Source organism: Bradyrhizobium sp. 155, from assembly GCF_023101105.1.
In the GTDB taxonomy this organism is placed as follows: domain Bacteria; phylum Pseudomonadota; class Alphaproteobacteria; order Rhizobiales; family Xanthobacteraceae; genus Bradyrhizobium; species Bradyrhizobium canariense_D.
On record NZ_CP064704.1, the window covers coordinates 1,001,968 to 1,019,198 of the forward strand.

The window sequence follows — 17,231 nt, forward strand, 5'->3', positions numbered from 1 at the left end:
ACTTAAGCTCCCACCTTGCGGCCGATCCGGGTCAGCGCATCCACCCAGACCGAGAAACCGACCGCGGGGATCGGCTCGGCCGATCCAAGCTGGGTCATCAATCCGTCATAGCGGCCGCCGGCAACCAGCGGCTCGGCGCCGTTGCCGCGGTGATGCAGCTCGAATTCGAAGCCGGTGTAGTAGTCGAGCCCGCGCCCGAACGCGGTGGAAAAGCGCGTCGCCTTCACATCGATGCCGCGCGCGGCCATGAAGCCGACCCGGCTTTCGAACTGGTCGATCGCAGCACTGAGGTCGAGCTTCGCATCATTGGTGAGCGCGCGCAGCTCGGCCACGGCGTCATCGGGGTTACCCGATATCGACAGGAAACGTTTGAGCACGGCGATGGCCTCGCGCGGCAGCGCGCCGCCCTTCAGCGTCGACTGCTCGAGGAAGCGGTCGGCAATCTCGGCGGTGGTGCGGCCGCCGACATTGGTGGTGCCGGCGATCGACATGAGGTCGGTTACGAAAGCGAGCGCTGCCTTGCGGTCGGAGCCGGCGAGCGCCGCGAGCACGCCCTCATATTCGCTGCGGGTCGCGGTGGTCGCGGCTGCCAGCCGCTCGAGATCTTGCTCCAGGCTGATCTTGCGGTTGAAATCCTTGACCAGGCGGCGGCGCCAGACCGGATAGAGGTCGAGCGCGTCGAGCAGCGCGTTGAACAGCGCCACGTCGCCGGTGCGGATCTCGACGTCGCGAACGCCGAAGGCGGCGGTCGCCTCCAGCGCCAGCGCCAGCATTTCGGCATCGGCCGCGGCGCGGTCCTGGCGGCCGAACGACTCGATGCCGGCCTGCAGGAATTCGCTGCTCTGGCCGCTGCGGTAGCGGAACACCGGGCCGAGATAACTGAACCCGGCCGGCTGGCCGGCACGGCCAGAGCTGAGGTAATCGCGGGCCACCGGTATGGTCAGGTCCGGGCGCAGGCAGAGCTCATCGCCGGATAGGTCCGTGGTCAGGTACAGGCTCTTGCGGATGTCCTCGCCGGAGAGATCCAGGAACGGTTCGGCCGGCTGCAGGATGGCGGGCTCGGCCCTGACATAGCCGGCCTGCGCGAACGACAGCAGCAGCGTGTCCGCCCAGGCGGAGCCGGCAGCATTTGAGGTGGCAGTCGCGGTCATCTCGGGGTCCATCGTCCCGGTGGAACCGGGCAGGGCAAGCAGGGAACGAATTGCCGCAGGCCTTAGCATGGCCCGGAAGCGGTTTCGACCTCCAAAGGATCAATCGCTTAACAGCGCCGGAGCGACGCACCGTCAGCAGAGGATGCGAAGCCCAATTCAGGCGTCGTCGCCAAGCTAGGTAATATAATACCTAATCGCGCTGCGGCCGATCGAGTTAGGTTGGACGCCTCACCCTCATTCATTCGGCCAGCGAGCTCTCCGGGCCGCTTCCACGAAGGAATGGCCGCCTGGCCGGAATGCTCGCTGCCTCACATGTAACCTCATCCGCGAGCTGCTTGGCCCGGTTGAGGGTGTCCACTGGTCGCATGCTCAATTTGGGTAGGGCGGACGGTCCGTTCGCAGAGCCTTCGTTTACAATGCGAAAGTTGGTTTCCGATTCATGCGGCAACGCACAGACGTTATCGGAACGGTCGCGCGACACACGCTGGCCTATATGCTGTTTTGATTAGCGAGATGTTCCGGCACTACGACTTAGATCCACTCGACCTTCTGATCGTTCGTGCCATTCTCAATGCCCCGCGACCTGCGGCGCGCCGGGGCCAGAGCGCCGGGTGGTTTGCGCCGCGCTAAAGTCGCCGTCTCTACGAAGAACGTCAGGTAAGCAGCAGAACATGGATCAAAGCCGTCTAGTCCCTGCTCGCGAGGCAATGCAAAAGATAGCGGCGGATCGCTTGATGTCGTTCCAGGATCTCAAGCCGTCCTCGGCGCTCGAGCTCAAATCGTATGACATCGATCATTTCGGTGAGACCGAGAAATACGCCGGCGCATCGAGCATGCCGTTGTCTGTCGGGACGACCGCGATCATGCGTGCCCGGCTCACCTTGCCGACCCTGACCCTGTCGCTGTTGAAAACCTTCCCCCGGATCATTCGCGGCTATCAGCTCACCAATGCTGCCGCAGTGGTGGTACCGATGGATCACGTGACCTCTGCCCGCATAAACGGGCAATCGACCGGCGGTTCTGTTGTCATTCTAAAAGGCGGTTCAGATTGCTTGGTGCATGAGCCGGAGGGGCGTCTGCTGGCGGTGGTCTACTTCAGTCCATCCGGGCGGGAGCCATTGCCTGAATTGAGCGATGGATGCCATTTGCTGAATCCGGCGCCGGACGTGCTTGCCTCGCTGCGCCGTCTGATCTCGATCTCGCTTGAAACCGCGGCAAATGACCCGGACTTCCTGAATGAGCCGGCTTCGCAAACGATTGTCGAACGGTCACTGCTCAGCACGATGGATGCGGCGATCTGGTCCAGTGTCGCAAGCGCACCTGCGTCGTCCACCACCGAGCATTATCGGCGGATCGTGGCTGATATGGAAAAACTGATTCGGCGCGATCTGATGATCTGGCACAAGACCACCGAACTGGCGGAACAGGCGGGCGTGTCGGTCCGGACTCTCCAGAGTGCGACACGGGCCATCTGCGGCATGAGCCCACATCGCTATAGCCGGGTCTTGCGCCTCTGGTCGGTACGCAAGCAACTGCGCACCGGCCGAGCAGGCCGGAGTGTGAAGTCCTGCGCGCTTGCGCATGGTTTCTGGCATCTCAGCGAATTCGCAGCGAGCTACAGAGAGGCTTTCGGAGAGTTGCCTTCGGAGACCCTGAACCGATCGCTACGAGGCGAATAGCAACGTGCCTTAGCCGCGTTCGCCACCCCAGTCGCCCAGCACCGCCTGCACCAGCGCCAGCGCGGCCACCGCGGCGGTGTCGGCCCGCATGATGCGGGGTCCGAGCGCCAGCCGCAGGATTTTCGGCTGCCGCAGCAGCAGGACCCGCTCTTCCTCGGCAAAGCCGCCTTCGGGTCCGATCAGCACGTCGATTCCCTCCCCGGCGCGTGCGGCTTGCAAGCTCCGAATGGGGTTTTCGAGCTCCGCCGCCTCGTCGCAGAAGATCAGCAGCCTGCCAGCGGCGCGCTGGGTCAAGAAGCGCTCCAGCGGCACCGGCTCGGCAACGGTGGCGATGCTGAGAATGCCGCATTGCTCGGCCGCCTCGACGACATTGGCGCGCATCCGCTCGGTATTGACGCGTGAGGCCTGGGTGAATCGGGTCAGAACCGGCTGCAGGCTGGCGGCGCCCATCTCGATGGCCTTCTGCACCATGTAGTCGAGCCGGGCATGCTTGAGCGGAGCGAAGATGTAGGCGAGGTCGGGCAGCCGGTCCTGCGGCCGGGTCTGCTGGAGGATGACGAGACCGTCCGGCCGCTTGCGGCCTTCAATGGCGGCCTGCCACTCGCCGTCGCGGCCGTTGAACGCCAAAACCTCGGCCCCGGCGGCAAGCCGCAGCACATTGCCGAGATAATTGCTCTGGTCGCGGTCGAGCTCGACCCTGCCGTCCTGGGCAAGCGGGGCGTCGACGAACAGGCGGGGGCCGCGGAAATCGTGGGAAGGCATCGTCAAAGGTCCGATTTGCCGCCGTTCTTAACCGAAAGCAGTCCTTTCGGGGTAAATTTTGCCAAAATGGTGCGTCGGCGCGCCGCGCTCCCGCCCTATTCAACGGGTTGTTAAGGGCCGGCGGGAATCGTAAAATCGCGAGCACGCCGGTTGCGCTTCAATTGGGAAGACGCCGAACCCCGCAAGCTCCTGCCGGAGAGACTGCCTTGATGATCCGTCATTTGATGGTTCCGATCACTGCCGCCATGGTCACGATGGGCGCCGTTGGTGCCTATGCGCAGGGCTTCCCCGCGCCGCTGCCGGGCCAAGCCCCAACCAGTTCCGCCTTCCCGCCCGTCAATGGCTCGGCGCCCGTCGCCTCCGTCGGCGGCGCGCCGCAATCCTCCTTCCCCGTGGATGGCGCCGCTCCTGTCGGTGGCGCCGGCGCCTTCAGCGCGGCCCCGCCGACGCAAGCCGGTCCCGGCGAGGACTGCATGAAGGCGTTCATGCCTCTGCGCGAAGATGCCGAAAAACGCGGCAAGCTGATCAAGGCCGCGAGCGACCGTCACGCCCCGCCTGACGAGGCCTGCAAGCTGATCCGCAACTTCAGCCAGGCTGAGACCAAGATGATCAAGTACATCGAGGCCAATGCCTCGAAGTGCGGGATTCCGGCGCAGGTCGGCGCGCAGATGAAGGACGGCCACAAGAACACCGAGGCCATGGCGGCGAAGGTCTGCAATGTTGCGCAGCAGATGCAGAACCAGCCGCGCGGACCGGCCGGTCCGTCGCTGAGCGAAGTGCTGGGTTCGGGCTCGCCGCCCGAGGCCAATGCCGGTAAGAAGGGCGGCAGCACCTTCGACACACTCAACGGCAACGTCCTGACGCGATGAGCGACACGTCAGCCCGAGTTGCCGATTCCACCGGCAACTGGGTCGATACGCGTGCGCCGCAATGGGCGCGGCCTTATCTGCGCTTGTCCCGCTTCGATCGTCCGATCGGCTCCTGGCTCCTGTTGATGCCGTGCTGGTGGTCGGCGGCGCTCGCCGCCGGCATGGCCCATGACGTCCGCGGCCTGCCGCTCACCATCGTCCTGTTCTTCATCGGCGCCTTCGTCATGCGGGGGGCAGGCTGTACCTGGAACGACATCACCGACCGTGACCTCGACGACAAGGTCGAGCGCACCCGCTCGCGGCCGCTGCCCTCCGGCCAGGTGAGCGCGAAGCAGGCGCTGGCGTTCATGGTCGCGCAGGCGCTGATCGGGCTCGTGGTGTTGCTGCAGTTCAACCGCTTCGCGATCCTGACCGGCATTGCCTCGCTGCTGATCGTCGCGATCTACCCGTTCATGAAGCGCATCACCTGGTGGCCGCAGATCGTGCTCGGGCTCGCGTTCTCCTGGGGCGCCCTGATGGGATTTGCCGTCACCTTCGGGCGGATCGATGTCACCGCGCTCGTGCTCTATGCCGGCGCGATCTCCTGGGTGATCGGCTACGACACGATCTACGCGCATCAGGACGCCGAGGACGATGCGCTGATCGGCATCAAGTCCACCGCGCGCCTGTTCGGTGCGCATACGCACCAGGCGCTGATACTGTTCTACGGCCTCGCGGTGCTGCTGATCGGCGTGGCGCTGGCGTCGGGCGATGCGCGCTGGCCGGCCTGGCTCGGACTTGGGGCCTTCGCCGTGCATCTGGCCTCGCAGATCGGGCGGCTGAATATCAGCGATGGCGATCTCTGCAAGCGCCTGTTCTACTCGAACCGCGACGCTGGGCTGTTGTTGTTTGCGGGTTTGCTGGCCGACGCGGTGATGCGGACGGCTTAACTCCGGGCGATGATCTCGCGCTCATCGCGATGCACCGACAACTCCCGTGCGACACCGGTGCGGCGGCGCATCAGAAATTTCGGACGGCGGTCGCGAATCGGGTTGGCGCGGCGACGGCGCGGCGCGGGCTGGCGTGCGCCTTCGTCGAGCTGCGGAAGTGCGAACAGCTCGCTCCAGATTGCCCAGGCCTCAACGAGTTCGTCGCCGTCGGCGCTGACCAGCAGCGGAATGGAGAGCGAGGGATCGCGATGAACGAGGACGAGGGTCTGGGCCTCGTCCTTGCCGCGCAGCGCGACGCCGGTGAAGTCGCTGACGCGAACATTGATTGCCATCCGCATGCCGCGGACGGCACGGTGCAGCACGACACGTTCGCGATGAAGCTCGATCTGCCGTACATATCCGTCGGCGCGCGGATCATGCGCATCGAAGCGGACCGGAAGGGAAAGGGGGTCGAGCCGCAGGGAGCGGCTCGACCCGGCGGGAGCGATCCCGCTTGTTGCTGTTTGACGCCTCACGGCTTTAGTTCTCCCCGCCAGGATTATGTTCCCGGTCGATGCGAGGACCTTAGCGCGAGCCTTTCCGAAACCGCTTAAAAAGGCTGGTTAATCCAACCTCACCGCCGCGCATGATTGACAAGACCTTGGCGCGCATGATTGACGAGACGTTGCGCGCAAGGTGCGAATCTGAGCTTTTGGTGGGCTGAAAATGCTTGAAGTCCGCGCGATCAGGGCACATCTGTGGGTTCCGGTCCCGCAGCCCGCCCCAACAGGATTTCGTTTGTGAACCCTTCACCAAGCTCGACGCTTTCGCCCAAGGATTCGTCCACAGCCAGCCGCGACCTGTTCGACCAGTCTGCGCTCTCCGATCTCGCGCAGCGGCTGGTGGAGGCTGCAAGGCGCGCCGGCGCGGATGCGGCCGATGCAGTCGCCGTGCGTGGCGTCTCGCAAGGCGTCGAGGTCCGCGACGGCCGCGTCGAGGAATCCGAACGGTCCGAGGGCGACGATGTCGGCCTGCGCGTGCTGGTCGGCCGCCGTCAGGCGGTGGTCTCGACCAATGATACCAGCGGCGATGCCGTGACCAAGCTTGCCGAGCGAGCGGTTGCGATGGCGCGCGTCGCGCCCGACGACAAATATGTCGGCCTTGCCGATCCGGCACTGCTCGCGCGCGACTTCCCCGATCTCGATCTGCTCGACCCTGACGTGCCCGCGACCTCGGAACTCGAGCGTCGCGCGCTCGAAGCCGAGGCTGCGGCGCTTGGTGTGAAGGGCGTGACCAAATCCGGCGGCGCCTCGGCCTCCGCCGGCATGGGCGGCATGGTGCTCGTCACCAGCACCGGCTTCCACGGTTCTTATCTGCGGTCCAGCCAGGGCATCTCCGCCACCGCCATTGTCGGTGACGGCACCGGCATGGAGCGCGACTACGACTTCACCTCGGCGCCGCATGGTGTAGACCTCTTGTCACCGGAGATCGTCGGCCGTTCCGCGGGCGAGCGCACCGTGGCGCGCTTCAATCCGCGCAAGGTCGAGACCTGCAAGGTGCCTGTGGTGTTCGATCCGCGCGTCGCGGGCTCGCTGGTCGGTCACGTCGTCGGCGCCATCAATGGCGCTTCGATCGCGCGCAAGACCAGCTTCCTGAAGGACACGCTCGGCCAGCAGCTGTTCGCCAACAACATCCGCATCATCGACGATCCGCTGCGCAAACGCGGCCTGCGCTCGCAGACGTTCGACGCCGAAGGCGTCGCCGTGAAGAAGATCGCGCTGATCGACGAAGGCGTGCTGACGACCTGGCTGCTCGATTGCGCGACCGCGCGTGAGCTCGGCCTCACCACCACCGGCCATGCCCACCGCGGCGTGTCCTCCTCGCCGTCACCCGGCCCGTACAATCTGCATCTTGAACCCGGCACGCCGACGCCGGCCGAGCTGATCTCCGACATCAAGCAGGGGTTCTACGTCACCGATTTGATCGGCTCGGGCGTCAACGGCGTCACCGGCGATTACAGCCGCGGCGCCTCCGGCTTCTGGATTGAGAACGGCGAACTCACTTATCCCGTGAGCGAGGTGACGATCGCCGGCCATCTGTTCGAGATCTTCAGGTCGATGCAGCCGGCGAACAATCTCGAGTTCCGCTACGGCGTCAATGCGCCGACGGTGCGCATCGAGGGTTTGACGCTTGGCGGACGTTGACGCGAACGCAACCGGTGAAGCCATCCTGACGCGCGACGCGGCGCTGCTGCAAGAGACGGTGCGGGAGGCGGGCGCACTCGCGCAGTCGATGTTCCGCACCGAGCTGAAGAAGTGGACCAAGGGCGCGTCCTCGCCGGTCTCGGAAGCCGACATTGCCGTCAACGATCTCCTGGAAGCGCGACTGCGCGCGGCGACGCCCGACTATGGCTGGCTGTCGGAGGAGAGCGCCGACGACGAGGTGCGGCTGTCGCGGCGGATGACCTGGATCGTCGATCCCATCGACGGCACCCGCAACTATCTCAATGGCCATGACGAATGGTGCGTCAGCGTGGCGCTGGTCGAGGATGCCTCGCCAGTGCTGGCCGCGGTGTTCGCGCCGACGAGCGAAGAGTTCTTTTTCGCCGCCCGCGGCCAGGGCACGACCCTCAACGAGGTGCCGGTGCGGGCGACGTCGGGATCCGAGCTTGACTTCTCGCGGGTCGCGGGTCCGAAGCCCCTGGTCGAGCGCCTGAAGCCGTCACTGGGCGAGATCAAGCTGCATCCGCGAATCGGTTCGCTCGCGCTGCGTCTGTGCCGGGTCGCTCATGGCGCGCTGGATGCGGCTTTTGCGGGCGGCAACAGTCATGATTGGGACCTTGCGGCGGCGGATTTGATCGTGCAGGAAGCCGATGGTAGGATGAGCGATCTCTCCGGAGATCCCATCCTCTATAACCGCCGGCAAGTCACGCATGGGGTGCTGGTGGCAGCGGGTCGCGATCGTCATGCGAACATTGTCTCGCATTTTCGAAACCGCCCCTTGCCGTGAAGCGCTTTCTCGTGCTTGTCGAACACTGCTTTGCCGGGCAGCCCGTTAGGAACAGAACCGATGCCAGATAGTGCCCCGCAACAACTGCTCCACCTCGTCGTCGGCGGCGAGCTCGTCGATCTCGAGCACAACACCTTCAAGAACCTCGACGACGTTGAGATCGTTGGCCTCTATCCGAACTATGCGACCGCGCACGCCGCCTGGCGCGCCAAGGCGCAGAGCACGGTCGACAACGCGCAGATGCGCTATTTCATCGTCCATCTCCACCGGCTGCTCGACCCGAATCAAGAACCGGCGCGTTGAAAAAGCTGCTTCGCAATACGCTGAGGAGCAGCTTCGTTCAGCGTGCCGTCGGAATCCTGGCGGCCGAATATCTGCGTCTGGTCTGGCGGACGAACACATTCACGTTCGATCCGCCTGACGTCTATGACCGCGTCGAACCGCAGATCCCGGCGATCTTCGCCTTTTGGCACGGCCAGCATTTCCTCACCCCCTTCATCAAGAACAAGGACTGGTACAAGGCCAGGGTCCTGATCTCCCGTCACCGCGACGGCGAGTTCAACGCGATTGCCGCCGAGCGGCTCGGCATCGGCACCATCCGCGGCTCCGGCGACCATGGCGGCGCGTTTCACCGCAAAGGCGGGGTCGGTGCCTTCAAGGAAATGGTGCGGACGCTCGAGGACGGTTGTAATGTCGCGCTGACCGCTGACGTCCCCAAGCGCTCGCGCGTGGCTGGGCTCGGCATCATCATGCTGGCACGGGAATCGGGGCGGCCGATCATGCCTTTTGCGATGGCGACCAGCCGCTTCGTCCGGCTCAAGAACTGGGACCGCACCACCATCAACCTGCCGTTCGGGCGGGGCGCGTTGGTCGGCATCAAGGAAATCCACGTTCCGCCGGATGCGGACGCCGCCACCATGGAAGCGCTGCGGCTCGAGCTGGAGGAGACCTTGAACGAGGCGACCCGCCGCGCCTATGCGCAACTCGGCCGGCCGGGACCTGCAGATGCCTAAATCGCTACCGGGCTCGCTGCCGTTGACGCTGCGGATGTACCGGCGCCTGGCGCGCGGCCTGGTGCCGCTCGCGCCTGTGCTGATCAAGCGGCGCCTGAAGCAGGGCAAGGAAGATCCCGCGCGCGTCGGCGAACGGCGGGGCCTGTCCCGGGACGTGCGACCGCACGGTCCGCTGGTCTGGATTCACGGCGCCAGCGTCGGCGAGGTCCTCGCCGCGGCGGCCCTGATCGAGCGCTTGCGCGATCTGAACCTGCGCATTCTGCTCACCTCGGGCACCGTCACGTCGGCTGCTATTGTCGCAAAGCGCTTTCCGCCCGACGTCATCCATCAATACGTGCCGTATGATTCCCCGCGCTACGTCGCGCGCTTCCTCGACCATTGGAAGCCGTCGCTGGCGCTGTTCATCGAATCCGATCTCTGGCCGAACCTGATCCTGGCAGGCGCTGCGCGTCGCGTGCCGATGGTGCTGATCAACGGGCGGATGTCGCCGCGCTCCTTCCCGCGCTGGCGCCGCATGCAGGGCACCATCTCGGCGCTGCTGTCGCGTTTCGACATTTGTCTGGCGCAGTCGAAGACCGATGCCGAGCGCTTCTCGGCGCTCGGCGGCCGGGACGTCGTCACCACGGGCAATCTCAAGCTCGACGTGCCGGCGCCGCCGGCCGATCCTGCCAAGCTCGAACGGCTGATGGCGATGACGCGCGGGCGTCCGATCATCGTCGCGGCCTCGACCCATCCGGGCGAGGAGGAGATGCTGGTGGCGGCGCATCGCAGCCTCAGCGGTTTCTTCCCGCAGCTCCTGACCGTGATCGTGCCGCGCCATCCGGATCGCGGCTCCTCGATCACAGGCCTGATCACGGCGTCCGGCCTGAAGCCGGCTCTGCGCTCGCGCGACGAGCTGCCGACGGCGACCACCGACGTTTATATCGCCGACACCATGGGCGAGCTCGGCCTGTTCTATCGCCTCTCGGACATCGTGTTCATGGGCGGATCGCTGATCCGCCATGGTGGCCAGAATCCGATCGAAGCGATCAAGCTCGGCGCGGCCATCGTCCATGGTCCGCACGTCTTCAATTTCGCCGACGTCTACGAGGCGCTCGATCACAGCGGCGGTGCGCGCCAGGCCGACACGCAGGAGCTGCTGATCAAGCAGCTCGGCCAGCTGCTCGCCGATCCTGCCGTGCGTCACAAGATCCAGCAATCGGGCGCCGGCGTGGTCGAGGATCTCGGCGGCGCGCTCAACCGCACCATGACCGCGCTCGAGCCTTATCTTCTGCAGTTGCGGATCGAGATGGGGGCCGCCAATGCGTGAGCCGGCCTTCTGGTACCGGCCACGTTCGCTCGAATCGTACGCATTGGGGCCGCTGGGTGCGCTCTACGGCGCGATCACCGAACGGCGGATGCTGCGCGCGGGCGTCGACGCCGGCATCCCCGTGATCTGCGTCGGCAACTACCATGTCGGCGGCGCCGGCAAGACGCCGACCGTGCTGGCGCTGACGAAGCTCCTGCGCGAGCTCGGCGAGACGCCGGTGGTGCTCAGCCGCGGCTATGGCGGTAGCCTCAGGGGCCCGGTAATGGTCGACCGCATGCGTCACACCGCGTCCGACGTCGGCGACGAGCCGCTGATGATGGCGCGCGACGTTCCCGTCACGGTCGCGCGCGACCGTCTCGACGGCGTCGTGCTGGCGAAGTCGCAAGGCGCCACCGTGATCCTGATGGACGACGGTTTCCAGAACCCGCGTCTTCTCAAGGACACCTCGCTGATCGTGATCGACAGTGAGCGCGGCCTCGGCAATGGCAAGGTGTTTCCGGCCGGTCCGCTGCGTGCGCCGCTGAAGGCGCAGCTCGCGCGCACCGACGCGCTGGTCGTGATCGGCGGCGGCCGCGCCGCCGACGATGTCGCGGCCGAGCTAGCCAGGCGCAACAAGCCGGAACTGCGCGCGCGGCTGAAACCCGACGCCGAGGCGGTCGCAAGACTGTTGGGCAAGCCGGTGTTCGCGTTCGCCGGCATCGGCGATCCCGAACGGTTCTTCCGTACGTTGCGCGCCCGCGGCATCGACCTCGCGCGCACGCGCGCCTTTGCCGATCATCACATGTTCTCGAACGAGGAGATCGCAGCCATCGCTGCGGAGGCGGGGCGCGAGCAGCAAACATTGGTAACGACGGAAAAGGATCTTGCTCGCCTGCACGGCCGTGAAGGCGTGCCGGATGACATCGTGCCTTTCGCGGTGCAGCTCGAGTTCGATGACCCGGTTGCGCTTCGGCAATTGATCAGCGATCATCTCTACAAGGCGCGCGAGCGGCGGTTTTCCAGGCGATGATCTCGTAAGGTGGGCGAGATCTGATCGGGACGACATGTCGCACTGATGAATTTCCTTCCGCACGTTCGGGAGTTGATGTAGCCTCGCATGAGAGCCGTCACCGGGACGTGCCGAACTCCCGGAAATCATCGACGGCGTTTATGCCCACGGCGGGCAGTACCTTCATCATTTCAGATGCAGCGGCCGTAACGACGAGTTCGGAACGGCAGGGAAAGTCATTGCCAAAAACCCAGAGGAGAACATGCCATGCATTTTTGCCTCACCGGACAATACACACCCCGCGCTCTCAATGCCATTTTGGAGAACCCCAAGACCGATCGTCAGGAGGCGGCAAGAAAACTCATCGAAGCGGCCGGCGGAAAGCTGATTTCGATGTTCAGCGTTGCGGCCGACGGCCCAGGCGTGTTGGTGATTTTCGATGTGCCTGATCCGGGTGCGGCTCCGGCCATCTCCGGCCTGACCGTCACGGCGGGCACCCTGCAGAACGTGAAACTGACGCGGCTGTTCACGCAGGACGAGATCAAGCAGGTCCGCCAGAACGCGGCGAAGCTGCGTTCTTCGTATACTCCGCCCGGAAGCTGACATCCGGATCTAAAGCGAAGCCGCCGCAGTCGAAGGAAGCGGCGGCAACGCTCACCTCACAGCAAGAAGCACGTCTGCAACCGAGGCAAGGCGAAGGCCTTCCAGCCTGCGTTGACGAACCATGCTGTCCGGTGCGTGCTGCGTCCGCGGCGTTCAGCAGTCAATCATGCTCACCACGCCCCAACGGCCATCAATCCGATAATGGTCAGGCACGAGACGCAGGCCACCATGGCGGTATAGTACTCGGGTGTATTCATTGCTGCCTCCCAAACTGTTGCCAACTGCTTGGTCACTGCTACGGGGAGAGATCGCCGGTCTCGGGCCGCTTCAATTCGGCGCGCGGCGACCGGTCTTGCGTTGTGCGTCCGTCCTCTCATCGTCACCCTGATCCGGATGATGATGCGCGTCGAGAGCTTCAAAGCGTTCAGCTGCGATCAGAAGCTGTTTCCGCATTTCAGCGAGGCGGGCGCGGCAATATTCACGATAGAGCAGGTCTAATATGGTGGGCATGATCACCCCCATCGTTGATTTTCGATTACAGATATTCCACCGCAAATTTTCGAGGTGATCGTAGCCCGACAGATGGCTCTTCGATATGAGCCCGTTCACAGACTGCGCCAATTCCAGAGCTCAGTGGCCGCTTGGCTGACTTGATTGTCTGTGCGATAAAAAGAGCAGGGCCAGTTACCTAAGATGAAGCATAGCGGCGCTTTGTTTCACCAAGACTTCGTCAAACAACCTAAGAGCGCCAATCGCAACAAAGAATCCAACCACAACGCGAAATAACTAACCATGGAGTGCAAGCACTCTTCGATGCAACGCGGATTGGCATAACGGAAATCATCTCGGCTGTGAGAGCAGCATTTCTGATGCGTCCGAACATGCCTCGTGAAAAAGCTGCACCGCTCGTGCTATGCCGGCAGGGCAGCTGCGCTTTGCCCATCGACAGCAGCCTGCCATTCAGGCGCCATTCATCGCAAGCTCCTATCGTTTTCAGACGCTCAGGAGAATGCGATGAAGTTGCCGTCCGCCGCCGTTGCCGCCAGTCTTGTGGGTCTGATCATTGCGCCGGTGTTTGCACAGACGGCACCGCCGGCGGCGTCCACCGCCACAGTGCCGGTCCCCGCGACCAAGCGCGTGACGTGTCTTTCCACGACGGCAAGCCTGAAGGGACAGGACAAGCGCGACCAGATGCAGCTCTGCATGGCGCAGGCGCGGCTCGATTGCCTGAAGCAGGCGATCGATCAGAAGATCGTCGGCGAGACCAGGAAGAGTTTCATCAAGACCTGCGTGGGCGCGGATGGCGCGGAGCAGCGATAGACGCGCGGCTGCGGCCTCACGCCTGCGGCTTGGGCGCGCCCGGGTAATGCCGCTCGAGCACGGCGGCGGGCGTGGCATAGGCTTCCTGCAGGTCCACGCTCCAGTATTTCAACTCGTCGAGCGGAATGCGCGTATCGGTGATCGCGCAGCGCACGAAGGTCCCCGGCGAGATCACGCGGAAATCGCCGTCGAGATACTGCACCTGCGCTTCGCCATGGCCCGAAGGGCCGAACTTGTTCAGCACGGTCGAAAGTCTCCGTGGAAGGCCGCTCCGGGATCACCTGGGAGGGCACGATGTGTTGGACGGGATGTAGCACAGATAGGGTGGCTTGTCCGCCCGGTAAACCCACCGGTTTGTGATGTTTTGGCGGCGTTTCCGCATGATAGTGCTTGAGCGAAGGATCCAACGGCAAAGTTCGATGCGCCTTCCGTTCACCGCCCTGTTCCTGACCTTCCTGCTCTCGGCCGCGCACGGCTCGCCGGCACCGCAGCCGGTCGAGATTCCGCTGGCGTCCGGCGTGCTGCATGCGCAGCTCTACAAGCCCGAGGGCACCGGGCCGTTTCCGACCGTGATCGCGCTCCACGGCTGCGGCGGCCTCGGTGGCCATTCCGATTCCGTCCTGCCGCGCTATCGCGAATGGGCCGAGCGGCTGCTCAAATCCGGCAACGCCGTGCTGCTCCCTGACAGCTACGGCTCGCGCGAGCTCGGGCCGCAATGCCGCGTCAAGGAGATCCACGTCAAGGCGCGGCGCGAACGCGTCACCGATATCGCGGCGTCGCGCGCCTGGCTGATGAAGCAGAGCTGGGTTGCGCGCGACCGTGTCAGCCTGATGGGCTGGGCCAACGGCGCCAGCGCGCTGCTCTGGGCCGTGCGTCCGCAAAACCTTGCGCGCGAGACGGGTCCGGATTTCCGCGCCGCGATCGCGTTCTATCCGGACTGCAGGATTTCCGCCGGCCTCGGGTGGAGCACACGGGTGCCGACGCTGGTGCTGATCGGCGGCAATGACGACGTCTCGTCGCCGCCGGCCTGCCGCCAGATGGTCGAGGGCGCGCATGGCCGCAGCGCGCTCGCGCGCATCGTGGTCTATCCCGGCGCCTATCACGACTTCGACCGCGCCAACACGCCGCTGCACGCAGCGAGCGGCAGCACCGACGCCGCCGCGCCCGAGCACGGCCATCTCGGCACCGATGCGGCAGCGCGCGCGGAGTCGCAGAAGGAAGTGGCGGAGTGGCTGGCGCGGTGATGGCAGTGCCGTAGCCCGGATGAGCGTAGCGATATCCGGGTAGGCCTGTCCCGCATGTCGCTGCGCTCATGCGGGCTACATGTGGCGAGCGGGCTCGCCGCGCCGTAGCTCGTGAGAAGCGAAGGCGGGGCCGCCGAAGGGAACAACAGCGGACAGCCCCGCATCGACCACCGCCCTGCACGGAAAATGGCCGACCGTGACTCTACGGATCGCGCGCCGTTGTGGTTTCAGCCCGTGACGACGCCATCATTCGACCACGATGTCGATTAAACGCAATCCCATGCGCAACCGCTTCGTCCTGTTCTCCTCCGCCCTGATCGTCTTCACCGTCGCGGTCTTCCTGTTTGAAGCCCATGCCGGCGCGCCGCAACGCGCGCCGGAACATTGCGGCTTCTGGACCACGATCGACGCGGGATTGTCCTGCCGCTGAGACGCGCAGTCTTGTAGCCCGGATGAGCGTAGCGATATCCGGGGCCGCTACTCCCGCATGTCGCTACGCTCATGCGGGCTACGACAGCGAGTTCGTGACACGCGTCCCACACACTCACTGTCATCGCCCGGCTTGACCGGGCGATCCAGTACGCCGAGGCGGTTGTGATGGATCGAGAAGCCGCGGCGTACTGGATTCCCCGCTCCTGTGCGCAATTGCGCACAAGGCGGGGAATGACAGCCAGGGTGGAACGCCGCCCTCCGCCTAAAACAAATTCCCCTGATCCACCGGCTTGCCCACGCGCTTCGGCGCAGGCTTGGCGTCCTGCGCGGCTGGCTTCGCTTGCGCCGGCGCGCGCTTCGCTGCAGCCGCGGGCCGATCCGCATCCGCGGTCGCACCGACACGGCCATCCGCAAACTCGATCTCGACCCGTGCGCCGGGACCGATCTCATTCGCCGAATGCAGCGGATGGCCGGCCTCGTCCCGCACCAGGGCAAAGCCGCGCGCGAGCACGCCGCGATAGGACAAGGCGGAGAGCAGCTTGCCGCTGTTCTCGACGCGGGCATCCAGCCGCTGCAACAGCGTCACCAGCGCGCGGCCCGCGCGCTCGGCAAGGCGATGCGTGCGCTCGCGCTGGCGGTGAATCGCGTTGCGCTGCGCCTGCGCATTGGACAGTTTTGAGGCGCGCAAGCGCACCTCCAGCCCGGCAAAGCGGTCGCGCCGCCGCCGCAAGAGCGAGCGTGCGGATAGGCCGAGCCGTTCGCCGCACACGGTGAGGCGATGATCAGCCTGCGCGATCTGGCCGTGCAGCACCCGCAGCGTCAGCTTGGCGCCTGCGGCGGTGAACCTTCGGAAATGCGCGTGGGTGTTGGCCTTGAGGCAGCGGGGCAGGGACGCACCCGCCGAATCCAGCCGCTGCCGCGGGATCGCCAGCAAATCGCCGGCGGCCGGCAGCGCGCGCGCGGCGGCACGCAGCTCGCTGCGGCGGCTCTCATGGCCGCGCTGCCAGCAGGACCGGGTACGTCGCCCGAGATCGCCGACCTCGACAAAGAGATCGCTGCGCACCGGCACGGCCATCTCGGCCGCCGCCGTCGGCGTCGGTGCGCGCTTGTCGGCGACGAAATCGATCAGCGTGATGTCGGTCTCGTGCCCCACGGCCGAGATCAGCGGGATCATGCTCTCGGCCGCGGCGCGGACCACGATCTCCTCGTTGAACGACCACAGGTCCTCCAGCGAGCCGCCGCCGCGCGCGACGATCAGCACGTCGGGGCGCGGAATCCTGCCGCCCTCCGGCAGCGCATTGAAGCCGCGGATCGCGGCCGCGACCTGCTCGGCCGAGCCTTCGCCCTGCACCTTGACCGGCCACACCAGCACATGGCGGGGAAAGCGGTCCTCCAGCCGATGCAGGATGTCGCGGATCACGGCGCCGGTCGGCGAGGTCACCACGCCGATCACCTCCGGCAGCCACGGCAGAAGCTGCTTGCGCGCCTCGTCGAACAGGCCTTCGGCGGCGAGCTTCCGCTTGCGCTCCTCCATCAGCGCCATCAGCGCGCCGATGCCGGCCGGCTCCAGCGCCTCGATCACGATCTGGTATTTCGAGGAGCCCGGATAGGTCGTGAGCTTGCCGGTGGCGATGACCTCGAGCCCCTCCTGGGGCTTGAAGCGCATGCGCCCGTGCACGCCCTTCCAGATCACCGCCTCGATCTTGGCGCTCTCGTCCTTGAGCGCGAAATAGCAATGGCCGGACGAATGAGCCCCGCGGAAGCCGGAGATCTCGCCGCGGACCCGGACATGGCCATAGGTGTCCTCGACCGTCCGTTTCAGGGACTGGGAGAGCTCCGAGACGGTGAATTCGGGAGTGTTGAGCAGGGGTTCCGCTGAAGGCATCGGCAAACGATTCGGCATGTGGGGATCAGACCCGACGTTAAGGATTTTTGCAGCGCCGC

19 protein-coding genes are annotated in these 17,231 nt (G+C 65.3%); 13 read left to right on the forward strand and 6 right to left on the reverse strand.

What is annotated here, in order from left to right; translation table 11 throughout:
• Positions 1-2: 2 nt before the first annotated feature.
• Positions 3-1,151, reverse strand: coding sequence for an ATP phosphoribosyltransferase regulatory subunit (locus IVA93_RS04830; RefSeq protein ID WP_026232531.1), 1,149 nt, complete (start codon positions 1,149-1,151; stop codon positions 3-5).
• Positions 1,152-1,885: 734 nt separating this feature from the next.
• On the opposite strand from IVA93_RS04830, the gene IVA93_RS04835 reads away from it, so the two are divergent.
• Positions 1,886-2,830, forward strand: a complete 945-nt coding sequence (locus IVA93_RS04835; protein WP_240543985.1) for a helix-turn-helix domain-containing protein — start codon at positions 1,886-1,888, stop codon at positions 2,828-2,830.
• A gap of 9 nt (positions 2,831-2,839) precedes the next feature.
• On the opposite strand, the gene IVA93_RS04840 is transcribed toward IVA93_RS04835, so the two are convergent.
• The gene (locus IVA93_RS04840; protein ID WP_018453443.1) at positions 2,840-3,592 is read right to left on the reverse strand and encodes a 16S rRNA (uracil(1498)-N(3))-methyltransferase; all 753 of its coding nucleotides are present in this window, start codon (positions 3,590-3,592) and stop codon (positions 2,840-2,842) included.
• A gap of 209 nt (positions 3,593-3,801) precedes the next feature.
• On the opposite strand from IVA93_RS04840, the gene IVA93_RS04845 reads away from it, so the two are divergent.
• Both IVA93_RS04845 and ubiA read left to right on the forward strand, forming a co-directional pair.
• Positions 3,802-4,461 carry a hypothetical protein gene (locus IVA93_RS04845; RefSeq protein WP_026232533.1) on the forward strand — a complete coding sequence of 220 codons (660 nt, stop codon included), beginning with the start codon at positions 3,802-3,804 and terminating at the stop codon, positions 4,459-4,461.
• Positions 4,458-5,390, forward strand: coding sequence for a 4-hydroxybenzoate octaprenyltransferase (gene ubiA / locus IVA93_RS04850; protein WP_018453445.1), 933 nt, complete (start codon positions 4,458-4,460; stop codon positions 5,388-5,390). The genes IVA93_RS04845 and ubiA overlap by 4 nt, the downstream gene beginning before the upstream one ends.
• Here the strand turns inward: ubiA and IVA93_RS04855 are convergent.
• A complete protein-coding gene (locus IVA93_RS04855) occupies positions 5,387-5,905 on the reverse strand; it encodes a DUF6101 family protein (RefSeq protein WP_247541484.1) in 519 nt (172 codons plus the stop codon). The genes ubiA and IVA93_RS04855 overlap by 4 nt on opposite strands.
• A 264-nt stretch (positions 5,906-6,169) precedes the next feature.
• Between IVA93_RS04855 and IVA93_RS04860 the strand changes: the two genes are divergently transcribed.
• From IVA93_RS04860 to IVA93_RS04890, 7 genes are all read left to right on the forward strand, one after another.
• Positions 6,170-7,573, forward strand: coding sequence for a TldD/PmbA family protein (locus IVA93_RS04860; protein WP_018453447.1), 1,404 nt, complete (start codon positions 6,170-6,172; stop codon positions 7,571-7,573).
• Positions 7,560-8,378, forward strand: a complete 819-nt coding sequence (locus IVA93_RS04865; protein ID WP_018453448.1) for an inositol monophosphatase family protein — start codon at positions 7,560-7,562, stop codon at positions 8,376-8,378. Before IVA93_RS04860 ends, IVA93_RS04865 begins: the two co-directional genes overlap by 14 nt.
• A gap of 60 nt (positions 8,379-8,438) precedes the next feature.
• Complete coding sequence (locus IVA93_RS04870) at positions 8,439-8,681, forward strand: DUF4170 domain-containing protein (RefSeq protein WP_007596929.1); 243 nt, start codon at positions 8,439-8,441, stop codon at positions 8,679-8,681.
• Positions 8,678-9,391, forward strand: a complete 714-nt coding sequence (locus IVA93_RS04875) for a lysophospholipid acyltransferase family protein (RefSeq protein ID WP_018453449.1) — start codon at positions 8,678-8,680, stop codon at positions 9,389-9,391. The genes IVA93_RS04870 and IVA93_RS04875 overlap by 4 nt, the downstream gene beginning before the upstream one ends.
• On the forward strand, positions 9,354-10,700 hold the full coding sequence (locus tag IVA93_RS04880; RefSeq protein ID WP_018453450.1) for a 3-deoxy-D-manno-octulosonic acid transferase: 1,347 nt from the start codon (positions 9,354-9,356) through the stop codon (positions 10,698-10,700). Before IVA93_RS04875 ends, IVA93_RS04880 begins: the two co-directional genes overlap by 38 nt.
• Positions 10,693-11,709, forward strand: coding sequence for a tetraacyldisaccharide 4'-kinase (lpxK, locus tag IVA93_RS04885; RefSeq protein WP_018453451.1), 1,017 nt, complete (start codon positions 10,693-10,695; stop codon positions 11,707-11,709). The genes IVA93_RS04880 and lpxK overlap by 8 nt, the downstream gene beginning before the upstream one ends.
• 246 nt (positions 11,710-11,955) lie before the next feature.
• A complete protein-coding gene (locus IVA93_RS04890) occupies positions 11,956-12,291 on the forward strand; it encodes a GYD domain-containing protein (RefSeq protein WP_007596925.1) in 336 nt (111 codons plus the stop codon).
• A gap of 327 nt (positions 12,292-12,618) precedes the next feature.
• Here IVA93_RS04890 and IVA93_RS04895 read toward each other — a convergent pair whose 3' ends face one another.
• Positions 12,619-12,813: a hypothetical protein gene (locus tag IVA93_RS04895; protein WP_083926320.1), complete on the reverse strand. Its 195-nt coding sequence runs from the start codon at positions 12,811-12,813 to the stop codon at positions 12,619-12,621.
• A gap of 492 nt (positions 12,814-13,305) precedes the next feature.
• Between IVA93_RS04895 and IVA93_RS04900 the strand changes: the two genes are divergently transcribed.
• Positions 13,306-13,611, forward strand: a complete 306-nt coding sequence (locus tag IVA93_RS04900) for a hypothetical protein (protein ID WP_018453454.1) — start codon at positions 13,306-13,308, stop codon at positions 13,609-13,611.
• Between the two features lie 16 nt (positions 13,612-13,627).
• On the opposite strand, the gene IVA93_RS04905 is transcribed toward IVA93_RS04900, so the two are convergent.
• Positions 13,628-13,855 carry a DUF2093 domain-containing protein gene (locus IVA93_RS04905; protein ID WP_007596922.1) on the reverse strand — a complete coding sequence of 76 codons (228 nt, stop codon included), beginning with the start codon at positions 13,853-13,855 and terminating at the stop codon, positions 13,628-13,630.
• Positions 13,856-14,030: 175 nt separating this feature from the next.
• Here IVA93_RS04905 and IVA93_RS04910 point away from each other — a divergent pair, with 175 nt between their 5' ends.
• Together IVA93_RS04910 and IVA93_RS04915 are read left to right on the forward strand one after the other, a co-directional pair.
• A complete protein-coding gene (locus IVA93_RS04910) occupies positions 14,031-14,855 on the forward strand; it encodes a dienelactone hydrolase family protein (RefSeq protein WP_018453455.1) in 825 nt (274 codons plus the stop codon).
• A gap of 259 nt (positions 14,856-15,114) precedes the next feature.
• A complete protein-coding gene (locus tag IVA93_RS04915) occupies positions 15,115-15,285 on the forward strand; it encodes a hypothetical protein (protein ID WP_198293346.1) in 171 nt (56 codons plus the stop codon).
• A gap of 264 nt (positions 15,286-15,549) precedes the next feature.
• On the opposite strand, the gene xseA is transcribed toward IVA93_RS04915, so the two are convergent.
• Positions 15,550-17,172, reverse strand: a complete 1,623-nt coding sequence (xseA, locus tag IVA93_RS04920; RefSeq protein WP_026232534.1) for an exodeoxyribonuclease VII large subunit — start codon at positions 17,170-17,172, stop codon at positions 15,550-15,552.
• Positions 17,173-17,231 lie beyond the last annotated feature (59 nt).